Annotated in this window: 19 protein-coding genes; 2 read left to right on the top strand and 17 right to left on the bottom strand. The window is 40.8% G+C overall.

The window, feature by feature from the left end; translation table 11 throughout:
- The first annotated feature begins 158 nt into the window (after positions 1 to 158).
- Complete coding sequence (locus tag DAHG_RS06395) at positions 159 to 2,243, top strand: hypothetical protein (protein ID WP_022937515.1); 2,085 nt, start codon at positions 159 to 161, stop codon at positions 2,241 to 2,243.
- Here DAHG_RS06395 and DAHG_RS21115 read toward each other — a convergent pair.
- The 14 genes from DAHG_RS21115 to DAHG_RS21110 all read right to left on the bottom strand — a co-directional run bounded on the left by DAHG_RS21115 (position 2,211) and on the right by DAHG_RS21110 (position 13,922).
- Positions 2,211 to 2,456 (bottom strand): hypothetical protein, encoded by a 246-nt coding sequence (locus DAHG_RS21115; protein WP_146211907.1) that lies wholly within the window; start codon positions 2,454 to 2,456, stop codon positions 2,211 to 2,213. The genes DAHG_RS06395 and DAHG_RS21115 overlap by 33 nt on opposite strands.
- A gap of 297 nt (positions 2,457 to 2,753) precedes the next feature.
- Positions 2,754 to 3,929: a cation:proton antiporter gene (locus DAHG_RS06390; protein ID WP_022937514.1), complete on the bottom strand. Its 1,176-nt coding sequence runs from the start codon at positions 3,927 to 3,929 to the stop codon at positions 2,754 to 2,756.
- Between the two features lie 15 nt (positions 3,930 to 3,944).
- Positions 3,945 to 4,295, bottom strand: a complete 351-nt coding sequence (locus DAHG_RS06385) for a hypothetical protein (protein WP_022937513.1) — start codon at positions 4,293 to 4,295, stop codon at positions 3,945 to 3,947.
- Positions 4,296 to 4,390: 95 nt separating this feature from the next.
- Complete coding sequence (locus DAHG_RS06380; protein ID WP_022937512.1) at positions 4,391 to 5,092, bottom strand: nucleoside/nucleotide kinase family protein; 702 nt, start codon at positions 5,090 to 5,092, stop codon at positions 4,391 to 4,393.
- Between the two features lie 410 nt (positions 5,093 to 5,502).
- Positions 5,503 to 7,128, bottom strand: a complete 1,626-nt coding sequence (locus tag DAHG_RS06375; protein ID WP_026880844.1) for a DAK2 domain-containing protein — start codon at positions 7,126 to 7,128, stop codon at positions 5,503 to 5,505.
- Positions 7,129 to 7,137: 9 nt separating this feature from the next.
- Entirely contained in the window at positions 7,138 to 7,497 is a 360-nt protein-coding gene (locus tag DAHG_RS06370) for an Asp23/Gls24 family envelope stress response protein (RefSeq protein WP_022937510.1), read from the bottom strand.
- A 59-nt stretch (positions 7,498 to 7,556) separates the two neighbouring features.
- On the bottom strand, positions 7,557 to 8,465 hold the full coding sequence (locus DAHG_RS06365; RefSeq protein WP_022937509.1) for a cell division protein FtsQ/DivIB: 909 nt from the start codon (positions 8,463 to 8,465) through the stop codon (positions 7,557 to 7,559).
- Entirely contained in the window at positions 8,447 to 9,358 is a 912-nt protein-coding gene (murB, locus tag DAHG_RS06360; RefSeq protein WP_022937508.1) for a UDP-N-acetylmuramate dehydrogenase, read from the bottom strand. The genes DAHG_RS06365 and murB overlap by 19 nt, the downstream gene beginning before the upstream one ends.
- A 5-nt stretch (positions 9,359 to 9,363) precedes the next feature.
- Positions 9,364 to 10,437: an undecaprenyldiphospho-muramoylpentapeptide beta-N-acetylglucosaminyltransferase gene (gene murG, locus DAHG_RS06355; protein WP_022937507.1), complete on the bottom strand. Its 1,074-nt coding sequence runs from the start codon at positions 10,435 to 10,437 to the stop codon at positions 9,364 to 9,366.
- A 36-nt stretch (positions 10,438 to 10,473) separates the two neighbouring features.
- Positions 10,474 to 11,565, bottom strand: a complete 1,092-nt coding sequence (ftsW, locus tag DAHG_RS06350) for a putative lipid II flippase FtsW (RefSeq protein WP_022937506.1) — start codon at positions 11,563 to 11,565, stop codon at positions 10,474 to 10,476.
- 68 nt (positions 11,566 to 11,633) lie between these two features.
- A complete protein-coding gene (locus DAHG_RS06345; RefSeq protein ID WP_022937505.1) occupies positions 11,634 to 12,497 on the bottom strand; it encodes a YitT family protein in 864 nt (287 codons plus the stop codon).
- Between the two features lie 133 nt (positions 12,498 to 12,630).
- Positions 12,631 to 13,179: a competence protein ComK gene (locus DAHG_RS06340; RefSeq protein ID WP_084744394.1), complete on the bottom strand. Its 549-nt coding sequence runs from the start codon at positions 13,177 to 13,179 to the stop codon at positions 12,631 to 12,633.
- Between the two features lie 102 nt (positions 13,180 to 13,281).
- Positions 13,282 to 13,764 (bottom strand): Rid family detoxifying hydrolase, encoded by a 483-nt coding sequence (locus DAHG_RS06335; RefSeq protein WP_022937503.1) that lies wholly within the window; start codon positions 13,762 to 13,764, stop codon positions 13,282 to 13,284.
- Positions 13,765 to 13,775: 11 nt separating this feature from the next.
- Entirely contained in the window at positions 13,776 to 13,922 is a 147-nt protein-coding gene (locus DAHG_RS21110) for a hypothetical protein (RefSeq protein WP_022937502.1), read from the bottom strand.
- 186 nt (positions 13,923 to 14,108) lie between these two features.
- On the opposite strand from DAHG_RS21110, the gene DAHG_RS06325 reads away from it, so the two are divergent.
- A complete protein-coding gene (locus DAHG_RS06325) occupies positions 14,109 to 14,360 on the top strand; it encodes a DUF3892 domain-containing protein (protein ID WP_022937501.1) in 252 nt (83 codons plus the stop codon).
- A gap of 56 nt (positions 14,361 to 14,416) precedes the next feature.
- On the opposite strand, the gene DAHG_RS18960 is transcribed toward DAHG_RS06325, so the two are convergent.
- Genes DAHG_RS18960 through DAHG_RS06310 form a run of 3 tightly spaced genes read right to left on the bottom strand, consistent with a single transcriptional unit; the run spans position 14,417 to position 16,693 of the window.
- The gene (locus DAHG_RS18960; protein ID WP_022937500.1) at positions 14,417 to 15,601 is read right to left on the bottom strand and encodes a glycoside hydrolase family 3 protein; all 1,185 of its coding nucleotides are present in this window, start codon (positions 15,599 to 15,601) and stop codon (positions 14,417 to 14,419) included.
- Positions 15,598 to 16,191 carry a hypothetical protein gene (locus DAHG_RS06315; protein WP_022937499.1) on the bottom strand — a complete coding sequence of 198 codons (594 nt, stop codon included), beginning with the start codon at positions 16,189 to 16,191 and terminating at the stop codon, positions 15,598 to 15,600. Before DAHG_RS06315 ends, DAHG_RS18960 begins: the two co-directional genes overlap by 4 nt.
- Complete coding sequence (locus DAHG_RS06310; RefSeq protein WP_022937498.1) at positions 16,184 to 16,693, bottom strand: tRNA (cytidine(34)-2'-O)-methyltransferase; 510 nt, start codon at positions 16,691 to 16,693, stop codon at positions 16,184 to 16,186. Before DAHG_RS06310 ends, DAHG_RS06315 begins: the two co-directional genes overlap by 8 nt.

The raw sequence follows: 16,693 nt of genomic DNA, 5'->3' as shown, positions 1-16,693 counted from the left end.
TCAATGGTCTTTTAAGACTGCCAAGATTAAAATAATTATTTCACATATTGATTTATGTTGTGGTTTAAATGCTGAAAGCGTGTTAGAGTAAAGGTAGAAGAAATGAGAGCGTTTTTATTTGGGGAGATAAGTCACGCTTTCATCAGGGAGGAAAACATATGAAACATTTAAAAGTCTTGCTGACACTCCTACTCGGTGTGTCCCTAAGTGTCTGTCCAATTAAAGCCGCGGACTTACAGCATTTGTATTACCCCTTTAACGGTGATACCCAGCCATTTCCATTTACAGAAGTGAACAATCCTAATGATTTAAGGAATCAGCCATGGAACATCAAGAAGCTGTCCAAATTGAAATCATTGCCTATTTATACATATGAATTGCTTGAATTTGATGAAATGATGAAACAGGCAGAAGCAATTGAAGCTCTGTTTGGATTAAAATCAAACAGAATCCGTAAGAATTTCAGTGAGAATGACCGTGAAAATATTTATCTAGACGGTGATAACCATCGCTTATATTTTTATGAAAACGGGTCTTATTCACTGCGATTTGATGAACCGCTCTCAGTGAGTAAACAAGCTTACACCACCAATGAATTTAATGATAGTTCTTTTATCAAACAGCTTGCGAGAAGTTTTTATAAACAACATCTCACAGAATTGGTATCCTACACAAAACCACAAATCAGTGTTACTTATCAAAGTGGTTTTAGAGGTGTCATTACCGCTTCGGCTACCATTCAAGAGGCCGCTTCTCAACAACAAGAAAAACAGTTTAATGCTTCTTACAACACATTGACATTAAGCTTTGATGAGCATGGTCTGACACAAATCGATTATCATGCACCAGCGAAAGTTTTAGTTGGAAACGCTGACCTGCTGAGTGTGGATGAGGCAATCGAACAGTTGAAATTATTCATTGATGATGAAACGATGCCGGAAATTAAAAAAATCTATGATGGCAAACTGTTTTACGCCAATGCGTTTGAGTTAAAACAAACCATTCCAGTTTATCAGCTCTACTACAAAAACAGTGAAGAACCCAACACCTATCATATAATGCAGGCACCGGCAGTTAAGCTTGACAAAGAATATCTTGATTCAAAACAATCTAAAGAGCAGCAGGCAATTGCCAATGCAGCCATTAATTCAGCACCGCTGTCACTTCAAGTTTCTCTGCCTAATGATTTAACGATGATTAAACAAAATAAGGATGCAAAATTCTCATATACAGCAGCCGGCGGTGTTGGGGCAGCTGGCGGATTGTATTACTTCTATACTGAAAAACAGCTGGAAGCAATTAAAAGCTCACGCTGGAACTTAACAAACTTCACAAGTGATGCTTTATTCCCTATCTATCATAAAGCATCATTAAGTGAAGCCGATATGCAAAGCATGGCTGATGCAATCTGTAACTATTTTAATGCCACGATTAAATCAATAGAGTATTATGAACCCCTCAACTTCCATGCAGATGATTTCATATTAACCCGTTCCCATCGGATGGATTCGACCCAAAAATCATTGACCGTTGATACTGACCTGTTTTACTTAAGAATCAATGAACATGGCACCGTTGTACTGAGCATCGACTTGCCTTATGCTGATACGACCGATTTCCCATATTCTAAAAATCCAGATTCAAATTACACGAGATACATTGACCCACAAGCCAATACTGAGAAGAACACAGCCTTCTATCAGCGTGAAATGCTGACTGCTTATGAGCGAATCTTCAAAAATCTATGGACACTGGATAAGCCAATAGCTGATATTCAGGAGGTTTCCGCCAGCAGCATAGCAACCAATCATGAATTAGATTACTGGACAAGGCTTGAGGAAAATCGCTCTGATCTCACTTTGAGCCAACAATTATTCGCCGCCAGCTATCAGCAGCTTGGTTTTAGGTTTAAAGAGGAAGGACTAAATAGTATCTCCTACACACCAATCATAGGAACCAAGATATGCGATACAACGCTGCTTAGTGTTGATGATGCAATTCGTCAGTTTAATCAATTAATGGCAATCCCACCGCAAATCAATGAAGTATTGACCGTCACAGTTGGTTATAACACCGAAGATTATCTTTACGATACCATTCCGGTCTACAATGTCTATTATCAAGAAGATGATCGAATTAAATGTGCTACCATGCCAGCGGTTACAATTGATCGTGATCAATATTATGTAGCCCCGAACATTATGTTTGAATTACATATGGAAGATGTCTTTCGTAAAGAATAGTTGAAGCACCCTTCGGGGTGCTTTTATAAACAAGAAAATGATTTCCTTCAATCCTTCAGGAAATCTTGCCATCAATGAAGACACCCAGCTGCCTTTCTCGCGGCGCTGTTCCTTCCTGTATTTCAATGTCTCTCTCGTTTTACCTATTGGTATGGGAGTCGCACCCGAGCAAATCCATACAGGAACTCTTTTGATCAGTTCAATGATTTCCATCAAGTAAACCGCCTTTTCTTCTAGTTTAGGTCTATTCACTTTGATTCATTGAACTGATTTTTCATGTTATCTAAATAGGGCTAATGTGGCTGTAAGCTGACATTCGATTGATACAAAAGAAACTAGGTAATGCTTACTATAAATGATTAAATATATGTTTTTATAGCATACCATATCCACACGTTAATTTCATCAACCTCATTATTTTTTATATAACTTTTCATAATGAGATATTAATGCTTTGATGCTTGAAAATGAAATTTCCTATAACACAAAAAAACAGAACCGAAGTTCTGTCTATGCGCCTGGATGTATTTCGCCGGCTTTTTGTAAGCTCATTTTCGTAATAAATGGCCCAATCAATTCATAAACCATCGTTCCGCATAAAATAACCGCACGAATGGTTGCCCCATGTCCCGGCACTGCACTTTCCGCAATCAATGACAGACCGATGGCTACACCTGCCTGCGGAATCAGACATGGTCCAAGGTATGTGCGTACCTTGCTGTCGGCTTTCATAATTACAGCACCCAGATAAGCACCCAGCCATTTACCGACGACACGAACAATAATGTAAACCGCACCAATGATGCCAATGCTGCCCAATACTGAAGTGTCTAACTCAGCACCTGATAAAACAAAGAACATCATGAACAGCGGCGGTGTAATGTTGTCAATCATTGACATGACGGCATCCGATGAATTAGATAAATTACAGAATACTGCTCCTAAAATCATACAGACAAGCAAAGAACTAGCACCTGTTGCATTAGCTAGTGGGATGGCAAGCAGAATGAAGCCGCCAACTAAACACAGACGATTACCGCTATCCTTAAAGAAACGCAGCAAATAAGTAAATGCTAAGCCCAGCACACAGCCAATAACCCCAGACATCAATATGTCTTTAAATGGACTCAGCAGAGACAGCAGCAAATTCGTATTCTCCGCCGCTGACATTGACTTCGTAATCGCTAAAGCAAAGCCAAAGGCAATCAGAGCCGCCGCATCATCAATAGCAACTACACTCAGCAAAGTCTCGGTCACTGATCCCTTAGCCTTATACTGCTTAATAACCATAATCGTTGCAGCCGGTGCGGTCGCTGCCGCAATTGCTCCCAGCATGATTGAAAAACTAATGTCATTTCCTGTTATAATCAAAGCCGCGGCAACCAGAAACACGGCTACAAAAGCTTCCATAAAAGCGATGACAATCGGTGTCATGCCCACCTTTTTGAAATAGCTCATCTTAAATTCACTGCCAATTGAAAAGGCAATGAAGCCAAGCGCTATTTCTGAAAATATTTTTAATGTCTCAACACTTTCTAACGTAATCAGCTTTAAAACATGCGGTCCCAAAATCAGACCGCCGATCAGATACCCAGTAACTGAAGGCAGCTTAACGTATTTCACAAGCCGCGCAAAAAGCAGGCCGGTAAAGAAAATGATGGACACTTGTACTAATATATTAGACAAAACAATCCCTCTTTCCTATATTTTAAAACTTCCGCCTTCAATAAAATCAACTGGCATCGTAAACATGATACCTGAATCAGGCTTACTTAAATCGCCTAAAACAGCATGCACAGCAGCCCGTGCCAACAATACCTGATCATCCCTTAATACTACCAGAACCGTCTTATTCTCTTCACGTTCTGGATTCAACAGAAAACGCAGTGAACCAATGAAACGCTCTGCCTCATTCTCACGTTCATTCAGCAGCCGGTGTGCCATACCTGTTGATGATAAAATCGTGGCACCATTGATACCGTTATCCCCTAATTTAGTTAAAAGATCATCTAAAACCTCAGTCTTATTCAATATAATAACCATACACTTCATATATTCACCCTCTTTCCAGCATAGAAAAGTATAAACCTCTGCTGATTCAAAAACAAGAAATTTCTATACAAAAAAAGAAAAAAGGGCTTACAGCCCTAAAACATCATGGATTCATTAATTTCAATATCAGCTTGTAGACTATGCTGCATTACTCTTTCACAATTAAGTTTATCACTTGTTTCATAAAAAAGAAGCGCATCTTCAGAACTTGAACCACCCTTGATTTTACGTTCGATCAAGCGTTCTTTTAAAAGCTTCAGCTCAGCATGGATGAACATCGTAGTATCAGCTGCTTTGACTAATTCATTCCATGGCAGCTCATTAAGCAGCAGCCAATTACCTTCAATCAAAACAATAGGTTTTGTCACATGGATTTGATGATCAATGACATCATGCAGATTGCGATCATAAATCGGCCACCAGCAATCATCTCCTGTAAGCTGTTCGAGGTGCTTTTTAAAAGCATGAGTGTCAAATGTCTCGGCACTGCCCTTTATCTTGCTCATCAAAACTTCCTCGCCATGAAGTACCAGCGAATGACTTTTTAGATATTGCTGGGGGTAATGAAAACCATCAAGACTTAATGCCTGAATATCATCGCACAAGCTTTGAATGAATAATGCCAATGTTGACTTACCGGCTCCCGGCGGCGCGGCCAGGAAAACTATGATCCGACGCTGCTTTTTGACAGCCTGCTGCTGCCATGAAGCAATCAGGGGCATGAGTTGCTGATTAATAAATTCATCATTATATACTGCGTGCAGCTTAAAACCGTTGACTTGTAATTCTTTTTCCATTGTGATTCCTCTTTTTAATTGCTAATCGGCTGTATACACCACTGCAAAATGCTAAGAAAAGTAAAAGCATTTTTTCATTTTGATACAATCTAATTACTCGTCTTTTATAATATTTTTATAAATTCAACATTTTTTATCATTTCATAATTCTGATTTGTATATATTGTATCATCAAATAGATTGAAACAAAAGAATATATAAATTAAATAAAATCAAATTCAATTTCACAATCAATATTCAAAAATATGAAGTAACTATTATCCTATCTACTGGTTATGCAAATACTTGAACTTACAAAAAAACTAGAAGGTGTTCATTATATTAAAATAAATATGAATACCAAATGAACGTTAAAACTATTTACATATAACAAAAAAGTGCCCTATTATTGGCACTTTTCATTGTTTTTGTTATTCTACACCAATGATGAATGAATATACCGGCTGACCGCCCTGATTCATTTCCACCTCAACATGCGGATGCTTTTCATTGATATAAGCTTCAACCTTTTCTGTCTCTGCATCGGTAATATCCTCACCGCAGAAAATCGTAACTAACTCGCTGTCATCATCAATCAAACGATCCAGCAGAGCCTTAGTCGCTTCAAATTTATCTTGGGTCGATACAACGATATCCTTTTCCATGATACCCATGTAATCGCCCTCTTTGATTTCCATGCCATCAAAAGTCGTATCTTTGATTGCAAAAGTTACTTGACCAGTCTTAACCGTTTCGATGCCATTCGTCATTTCAGCTTTGTTGACATCAACATCGACTTCCGGATTAAAATTGATGCATGCAGCATATCCCTGTGGGATTGATTTAGAAGGCAGGACAATGACATTTTCTTCATCGCACACACTTTCTGCCTGCTGAGCAGCCAGTATAATATTAGAATTATTAGGCAATACAAATACATTCTCAGCATGCACCTTAGCAATTGCCGCCACAAAATCCTCAGTCGATGGATTCATCGTCTGACCGCCGGAAATTACATAATCAACGCGCAGATCTTTAAACATTTCAGACAGCCCATCACCAGCCGCAACAGCAATAATCGCATATTTCTTACGCGGCGCCGCTTGCTTTTCAGTCTCTGCGTTAATCATAACATTTTCATGCTGGAGTGACATATTTTCAATCTTCAGCTTTACAAATTCACCATAGCGCTGACCAAGATTCAAAGCATCACCAGGGGTCAGCGTATGTACGTGAACCTTAACGATATCCTCATCCTGAACAACAACCAATGAATTACCAATTCTGGATAATGAATCACGAAGTGCATCCTCATTAAAGGCTACCATGCCCTGAGCACTTAAACGAATAATAAATTCTGTACAATAGCCAAATTCCTCTGATTCAAGATTAGCCGCAGCCATTTCACTTGTTTCATTAGCTTCAGCTCGTTCAATGCTTTCGCCATGCAGCGCTGCCTGGAAGCCTTTCAAAACCGCAACCAAACCCGCGCCGCCGCTGTCAACAACACCGACTTCTTTTAAAACCGGCAGTAATTCCGGTGTTCTCTTTAAAGATTCCTCGGCTTCCAAAACCAACTTGTCAATCACTTCTGTACAAGTAACATTTGCCTTTTTAGATGCAAAATCATACGTATAATCCGCAGATTCACGAATAACTGTAAGAATTGTTCCTTCAACCGGACGCATAACCGCCTTATAAGCAACCCGGCTGCCCTGAACAAACGCAGCAGCCAGTTGAAAGCCGTTCACTTCCTTCATGCCCTCTAAGCCTTGATAAAGGCCTCTGAAGATCTGTGACAGGATAACGCCTGAATTACCGCGGGCGCCCATCAGCAATCCCTTAGACAATACCTTAGCAATATCACTTACACTGTCATGCGTAGTTTGTAAAGTTTCCTTATAGCCCGCATTAAAAGTCATTGACATATTTGTCCCTGTATCACCATCAGGAACCGGGAAAACATTCAGCGCGTCAATCTCCGTAAAATGATTCGATAGATTGTTCGCTCCGTTTTCCAGCATCTTTTTAAAGATGGCACCATTCATTTTTTCCATAGTCATACCCTACTTCATCACCTTGACGCCTTGAACAAAAACATTGATTACATTAAAATCAAGTTCAAGACTCTTTTCAAGCATATATTTCACTTTCTTCTGAACCTCATGAACAACTTCACTGATTTTAACACCATGTGAAACGATAATATATAAATCAAGTTCAAGCTTGCCTTCGTTTTGACGAACGACAACTCCCTTGGAATAATTTTCTTTTTTCAGCAGTTCAGCAAGACCATCTTTTAAAACCTTTTGAGAAGCCATACCGACAACGCCGTAACATTCGCTGACTACCCCACCCGCCAAAGATGCAATCGCTTCAATAGAGATATTGATATTACCAAATTGTGTGCTCTTTGAAATAGACATAAAGCAACCTCCTTATTAATAACTAATATTATAACCGTATTTCTGAACAAATGCAAAAACTATTCATTTTCTGAAGGCATTTCTTCATCAGTAACCCATGCCTGCGGATCTTCTTCATCCTCTGACGGCGGTGTTTCACCCTCATTACCCTCAGTATTTTCATCCTCAGCAGGCTTTGGCTCACGATCCTTTAAGCCCACCGAACAATCATCCACTTCCTTAAAAATATTGCCGCTGATATCATCCATATACAGACAGACATGCGTACCCTCCAGTTCTTTTAAAACCGAACGATAGCTATTCAGCAATTCAATACCCTTCATTGAAGTCGTTACCCGATTGCCGTCAATCATGACAAACTGAACCATATTCTCATCATAACTGGTGACATAAGGCTCCAATTCAGAAATCAAAGGCATGACTTCCTTATCTACATTCGCAAAAGCCTCATCAAGCATTGTCAGCTGTTCCTCACTGAAGCCGCCGATTCTAGGAATCATCGCCGCATTCAATTGACTCAATTCACTGGCATCCAGCCTGCCTACGCCCTGTACGAGAAGCGTATTCGCATCATCCTTCAGATAACCGATAATCAGCCTTTCATCAACCTGAATCGTAATACCGCCGCCCCAGGTTTTCTTAACCGAGGCATCCTTGATCAGCGGATCATCCTTCAGCCGCATTTCAATCAAAAAGCCGGGATTCAGCACATAAGAAGACTGATAGTTTAATTTAGCTTTATCTAAAATCTGTTCATCAGAATAAATCATATTATCATTGACCGACAATGTCTTGACTTTAGAAATATCTGATGAAAAATATGCAAAGATCAAAAGTGCCAAAATGATCAAACCAACTAAACGCAAGATTCTTCTGCGTGTTCTGATCTTCTTTTTACGATTCAGCTGCGACAAATATCGCTTTTCAAGTTCATTCTCCTGCTGGAGTTCTATTTTCTTTTTGGCCAATTAAAATGCTCCACTTCTGTTTTTAACTCAATTTGATATTTATCTTTTACCTTTTGCTGAATCAAAGTAATCAGTTCAATCACATCATTCGCACTTGCATGATCAGCATTCACAATGAAATTTGCATGCTTATCCGAAACCATCGCACCGCCGATCTGATAACCGCGCAAGCCCACCTCTTCAATGCACTGCCATGCCGGAAGCTGTTCAGGATTGCGGAAAATACTGCCAGCTGAAGGCATATTTAATGGCTGTGAAGCTAAGCGGCGCTGACGCCTTGAATCCATCAGATCACGAATCTCTGCGCCATTGCCTTTAGAAAGCTTCAGCTTAGCCGCTAAAATAATCCAGTCACGCTGCTTCTGAAAAATCGAAGAGCGATAACTCATTGCCAGCTCATCAACACTCAGCCAGCAGCAGTTATTGTCCTGCAAGACAAATACCTTATCAAGAATATCCCTGATTTCACTCTTATAAGCACCGGCATTCATAAATACCGCACCGCCTAATGTACCGGGAATCCCGCTCGCAAATTCCAAACCGCTCAGCTCGCGTTTCATCGCCTCATGAGCCAACAATATAATAGATGTGCCGCTTTGCGTGATGCACGTACCATCTTCTTCAAAATAAAAATCTGAGAAATAACGATCAAGACAGAGAATCAATCCTGCATAGTCCTCATCACTGGCAAGAATATTGCTGCCCTTGCCAAAAATTCTTACTTCCAAACCATTTTCTTTTGCGATATCTAAAACCCGCATCAAGCCAAGCGTACTTTTAGGATATAAAAAGTATTTTGCCTTGCCGCCGATTTTAAATGTAGTGTGTGCAGACAGCGGCGCATCGACTAATAGATCACCGTACATCTGCAGCTTGATTTCAACATCATTCATTCAGTTCACCCTACCAATTCCTTCATCCAGGTCAGAATATCATCGCTTGCGTTAACGAAGCCATTCTTCAGCATGTTTTCATGCATCTCTTCCCGCAGCTTTGAATTATTCATGATCCGGCTCAATTTTTCAAATAAAAGTTTACCATTCAGATCCTTTTCCTCAATCATATAAGCACACTTCTTATCAACGAGTACCTTGGCGTTATAATACTGATGATTATTCGCTACATAAGGGGATGGAATCAAAATAGCCGGGATGCCGAATGCCGTAATTTCCGCAGCCGTTGTTGCGCCCGCACGGCAGATAATGCAATCCACTTTTTCCATTATAGCAATTTGATTGACATAATCAACAACTTTAATGTTTTTATTGCTGAATTTATTCTTCATAGTCTCATAATTCTGCTTGCCGCTGACATAAAGAATCTGGATATCCGCCTTCATTTCCTTTAACGCGGTAACCATTGCCTCATTCACCGAAGTTGAGCCCAATGAACCCATAACAATCAAAACCAATGGTTTATCCATGCTTAAGCCCAGCGATTTATAATACGCTTCATCAAAGACTGACTGTTTGGCGATACTGGCCCGCGGATTGCCCAGCAGACGCGTCTTTTCCCGGCCCAGCTCATCGAAGCACTTTTCATAGCAGAGCACGATCGCATCCGCAAAACGGGCGCACAGCTTATTTGCGGCACCAACAATTGAATTCTGTTCGTGAAGCATTACTGGTACATGATTATGATGAGCCGCCATCATTACCGGTGCGCTGACATAACCGCCAAAGCCTACCGCAATATCCGGTTTAAATTCTTTCACGATCTTATTTGTCTTAGTAAAAGCAATACCCATCAATGTCACTGCCTTTATCTTATTAAACACATTGCCGGTCAAGCCGCTTGCATTGAGTCCCTTAAATGCATAACCATGAGCGGGAATCTCTTTTGCTTCCATACGGTCATGATTGCCGATAAACAGAATTTCTGTTTTCGGATCTTGCTTACACGCTGCATCAGCCAATGCCAAAGCCGGATATATATGACCGCCGGTTCCGCCGGTAGCAATTAAAATCTTCATTCTCTCACACTCCGTTTTATTTATTATAGCATAATTTTATGCTGCCGAATCATGATTTGCAATCCCCATCAAAAGACCCAATGAGCCCATCATTACCACCAGTGATGAACCGCCATAGGAGAACAGCGGCAGGGTAATCCCAGTTACCGGAAACAAACCGACTACAACCCCCAGATTAATCAGTACCTGGATAGCAAATAATGAGATAATGCCGATGGCTACATAAGCCAGATAAGCATTGGTTGAATTCTTTGCAATCTTCACACCTTCATAGATAATCAATATATAGAGCAGGATCAGCAGCGCACAGCCGATGAAGCCCCATTCCTCTGCAAAAATAGCGAAGATAAAATCGGTCTGCGGTTCCGGTAAATAGAAATGCTTTTGTACCGAGGCATCAAAGCCCTTTCCCAATAAACCACCCGGTGCGATAGCAAACAGCGACTGAATGATCTGAAAGCCGCTGCCTAAAGGATCCTGCCATGGATCAATAAAAGATGTAATGCGGGCCAAACGATAAGGTGCCGATAAGATCAAAGCTCCAAAGCCGAGAATCCCTAAAAAGCCAACCCGTACAAAATAGCTTAGCGGGCTGTCGGCTGCCAAGACCATTACCACGATTGAACAAACCATAACGATGCCGCTGCCAAAATCCGGCTGCAGCAGGATCAATAAAAAACCGCCCAGCGTCATAGCTGCCACCATTAATAAATCCTTCATAAAGCTTTTTATCCGGCTGCGGGATGCGAGCCATTGCGCACACATCAAAATAATCGCTATCTTAAAAAACTCTGAAGGCTGAACAAGCAATGATCCAACGCCAAACCAGCTGCGGCTGCCGTTTCGCTGTACACCTAACCCTGGTATCAATACCAGAACCAGTGATGCCATACAAGCCAGATAGATACCTTTATTATGTGCCTTCAGCTTCATTAAATCGACTTTTGATGCCATCATCATCACAAAAACACCGATAAAAGCAAAAACTGCCTGCCGTTTAATAAAATACGCGGCATCATTAAACTTGTATAAAGCCCAAACTCGGCTTGAACTGCCGATTGTCAGGATTCCTAATAATGTACATAACAAAATATAAATTGTCATTTTACGGCATTTCTTAGTAAACAAAAAAACCACCTCATTGAAGTTTATGAAGTGGTGCGAAGAATAAAAACTAAAAGTCAGATTATTCTTCATTAATTAATTGGTTCCTGATAAAAACGTCCTTCCAGACTGTTGGTTTTCATTACATTTATAAATGCCTTATCATCAACAAGATGAACAAAACGGATAACCTCTTTTAACTCCTCCGTCGATATTACTGTATAAAGTAAAGTTCTCGGCTGATTTGAATAACAGCCATGACCCTCAAAACGCGTAATGCCATGATGCGTATAAATCATCAGCTTCTCAGAGAGATCATCTGGCTTACTGGTGATAATATGCACCGTAACCTTTTTATAACGCACATGCAGCGCGCCGACAACCTGCGTCGATACAAACTGGAAGATAATTGAATATAATGCTTGATTCCAGTCAAATAATAAACCAGCTACCACCAGCATCACCGCATTTAATCCAAGCACATAATTCCATGCCGGCGCATGCAGCTTATCCGATAAGTAGACCGCGATAAAATCAGTACCGCCGCTGCTGGCTTTGCCTCTTAACGCGAATGCGATGCCGACACCATTGAAAATACCGCCGAAAACAGCAATCAGCAATGGATCATACGTCAGCGGTGTAGAAGGCAGAAAATCGACAAAAATACCGGTCAGCAAAATCATCAGACATGAATAAATCGTAAATCGCTTACCAATTGTTTTATATCCGATAATCGCCGGTACGGCATTTAACGTGATGTTGATGAATGAATAAGACACACTCACATTAAAATACTCATCAGCTATACGCTGAATCATTACTGTCAGCCCTGTAAAGCCGCCTGGAAATAAATTTCCTGCTCTTACAAAGGTTTTAATATTAACAGCCATGATAAGCGCGCCGATAATAACACAGATCAGTGTAAACAGATCCTTCTTTGTTTTCTTATTTATCATGATAAACCTCTAATTTCCTTTAATCAGCAAACTTATTATACACGTTCTGCCTTTATTTACAACCATTTCTAAAAAATTTCCCCATCATTGTGCGAGCCTTGGTAAATAATTGACAGTGCGTCTGCTGATTAAGCTAATCTAAGATTTCATAACGGCGCTGTTTGACAAAATCATCCACACGGCGGCATCGCTCAGTCTGTTGGCGGATCATCCGCACATCAAACGCAAAGCTATAACTCGCCTTCGATTTTGGCTGATCAGGCTTGGCCAATGCCCGCTGAATCATTCTTTCTGAAAAAGAAGCACGGCGGCCAAACGCAAGCGTTGATTGTTCAGCATTGCCGCTGATACGCCTAACTGCATAATAATTGATCCAGATACTGTTTTTATCCCGTAAAGCGGTTAAGGGATAAAGAAGCAGCCAGTTCTCTTTAATAAATACCGGTATTTTCTGTTTAAAGCCATGATTCACTGACACCGCTTTGCGGCAGCCATCAAAATCAAGCTCATGATGAGCGCATATTGCCTTGATCAGCTTCAATGCCGAACAGTCTATATGCTCTGTTTCAACCCTCCCCCACTTTAAGTCTTCATAAATAATGGTACACTCTTCATCGTTACCTTTAATAAAGTAAATAATCTTACATTCCCCTTTCTCCCTCGCACAGTACCATTGTACCATGGAACTGCACAGCGAGAACTTTATTTTTACAATTAACTGTAAGATTATGATTCAAAAGCCTCGGAAATTGATTAATATAAGAAAAAAGTGCATTTCTGCACTTTATTGACAGCCTTCGCAATCAGAACCGCAGCCGCCTTCAGAGCCACAGCCGCCGCAGCAGCCGCCACAGCTTGAAGCTGCCATCTGCTGTTCATAAATCAACGTATCGATAACCAGACATTCAATTTCCACCTTAGCACCCTTAGGCAGCGCGGCTACCTGCACACAGCTGCGGGCTGGATATGGAGCGGTAAATGCCTCAGCATAAGCCTCATTAAATTCATTAAATTCATTCAAATCACTCATAAATACCGTTGTCTTAACGACATGACGCAATTCCAAATTCATTTCAGCTAATACATTTTCAAGATTAGCGATAGCCTGTTGAGTCTGTTCCTTAATGGTTGTCCCAACAATATCGCCGCTTTTTGGATCAGCCGGCAGCTGTCCGGATACATATACGAAATCACCTAATTTTACAGCCGGTGAATAGGGTCCGATTGCTTCCGGTCCATTAGCTGGTTTAATTGCTTGTAAAAACATGAAATCCTCCTCTACCATTCGCGGTAAAACTTACCTGCCAGTGTTCTTTTCTTTTTAAGCCTTTTCTGAAGCAGATGATTGATGGATATAAAAGCAATGCCGCCGATTAGTCCAAGCAGACATAAGATCGACAATAAGTCATTAATATTTTCAATCATCAAATCACCTCTTTTGATATTATACGATAAAAGCAGTTAAAATTCAAACGAAGTACACAATGGCTATCCTAAATAATGCAGCAATTCACTAATTCTATACATTAATAAATTTTCCAAAATTTCTCAACATCAATTTTGGATAATGATTTTAGCTTTGTCTACAATAACATCAGGAGGTAAAAAAAAATGAAAAAATCTTCTAAAGAAAGCTCTAAGCAAGAAAAGTTTGTAGCTGCACGTCGTAACCCTGATGGTACTTTAAAGGAATTTAAATCAAATACTGGTAAAGTATACGATTACGAACAAGCACTGGAAGCTGTTGAAAACGGAATGATTGAAAACGCTCTGCCATTTACTGGCCGTGATGGCGCTCGTCATATCCGTGGTATCAACGATGGCGATGAGTCAACTAACTTATCTAACTTAAAAGAATTCTAATTAATAGAGTTCAAACATTGAAAAAAAGTCATGGTGAATATTCACTGTGACTTTTTTTAATCCATCAAATTTAATGACAGCTTCCAGTTTAAAATACGCAGCACTGATTCATTTAAGCGCTCCTCACTGACCTTGCCCTCATCAACTGCCTGCTTCATTGCCGCTGCCCCAGCTTTAAAATCAGTGATGATGAGTAAATCATTGCCCGCCAGAAATGCCTCAACACTTGGTTCCTTTTCATCGGTAAACTTACGGATTGCCTGCATTGATAGGTCATCGCTCATGATAACACCTTGAAAATTGAGTTCATTGCGCAATAATTCATGAATCGTCGGCGATAAGGAAGCCGGCAGCTCATCAAAACAGGTGACAATATTATGAGCGACTAAAATGGCTGGCGCCTGATGGTCAATACCCGTTTTAAAGGGAATAAAATCCTGATTATAAAAAACTTCCTTTGCCCGTTCATCAACGGCAATATCTTCATGAGTATCGATATTGCTGCCATAGCCGGGAAAATGCTTCAGACAGGAACCGATTTGCATCTCATTCATCGCATCAACCACCGCTGCCACATAAGCGGCTGTTCCCTCACTGTCTAAGCCAACCGTTCGCGGATACATATAATCCTCAGGATTATCAGTCACATCGGCTACCGGCGCTAGATTTACATTGATGCCAAGCGCCAGCAAGTAGCTGCTCTTAGTTTTAGCGTCTTGACTGACCTCGGCCAGACCGCCTTCATTATATAATGCCTGCGGGCTTGGAAAAGGCGTCGGCACTAAGGCTGGATTCCAGGAGACACGATTAACAATACCACCCTCCTCATCAACACCGATCAGTAAAGGCAGCTTGCTCATAGACTGCAGCAGCGCATTCTTATCGATCACTTCCTGACTGGTTTTTCCATTTAAGTCTCGGCCAAATAAAATCACACCGCCGGGCTGCAATTCCATCACGGATTCAAGCTCCTCATCAAGCGGACAGCGGATAAAAAAGATCTGACCGATTTTATCTTCCAGACTCATTTCCGAAAGCAGTTCCTCAGCCCGGGTTTTCACAATCACCGGTTTACTGGGTTCAACGGGTTTGATTGGTTCCGGTTCGTGATCCGCTTCAACCTTTTCATCCGGCTTTAGCTGCAGCCACTGCGGACGCACAATCCATACCGCGAGTATGATGCTGCCAACTAAAAGAAGCAGACAAAACAAGCCGATTGCCGCCCGTTTCAGGGTATTCACTGGATTTCCTCGATGACATCATAAGCCATCGCCTGAGGATAATCAATCAGCAAAATCTGACAAAATGCAAAGCCATCCAGAATCAATAAGAGACCATTAGCGGCAATTAAGCCATAACCAAATAAGTGAATTAATGAGAAGCCGGAAAATAAGGAACCGGACTTCATCGCCATCATCGCCGCAATCGCAAACAGCACACAAATCAGCAAAAAGACACACAAATTCAGACAAGTCATCTTTTTCAGACTCTTTTCAAGCCGTGTTTTAGCATGACTGAAAATAACAATCATCGAAAATAAAAAGAATAAAATTTCATATAAATATAATGAACGGAAGAAGGTTGACAGCAGCGGCAAGAGTGAAATCGATGTTGTTGAGATAAAGCTAAGCACCATCCGTCCCAAAAAAGCCAGCTGAACAATTTTCATATTCAATAACGATACGATTTGTTCATAGGTTGCCGCTTTAATGACTACCATTCCCAAATAAACATGCAGCGCTGTAATAAAACATAAAAGACCATAAAGGATAAGTGAAAACAGACAGCTGCGTTTAGCCCGGGTATTTAAAAAGGCATCAATCCTATTCATAGATCCAATCTTCACCTTTAATTACTTCAACCCGGCTCAAGCCTGGATAATCAAGCTGCCGCAGCGCTTCATAGACAATGATTGCCGCGCAGTTGGACAGATTCAGCGAACGGGCGCTGGCCTTCATCGGCAAACGCATGCAATGATCCAGATCCTTGCTTAAAATGGATTTAGGAATACCGGTGCTTTCCTTCCCTAAGATAAAATACAGATCACCCTTGCATTCAGTAAAATCAAACTGTGACGGTGCCTTCTTGCCATAGCGGGTCAGATAATAATAATGCTCAGCAGGATTTTTACTAACAAAATCATCCCATGATTTATGAATTTCATAATCTAATTCACTGATGTAATCCATGCCAGCACGGCGCAGATGCTGTTCATCAAGTGAAAAGCCTAAGGGCTCAATCAGATGCAGCTTACATCCGGCTGCCATGCATGTACGCATCATATTACCGGTATTTTGAGGAATTTCCGGCTCATATAAAACTACATGAATCAT

This window comes from Dielma fastidiosa (assembly GCF_000313565.1).
GTDB lineage: Bacteria > Bacillota_I > Bacilli_A > Erysipelotrichales > Erysipelotrichaceae > Dielma > Dielma fastidiosa.
The sequence above is the reverse complement of the archived record's forward strand: the minus strand, read 5'-3'. Positions and strand labels throughout refer to the sequence as shown.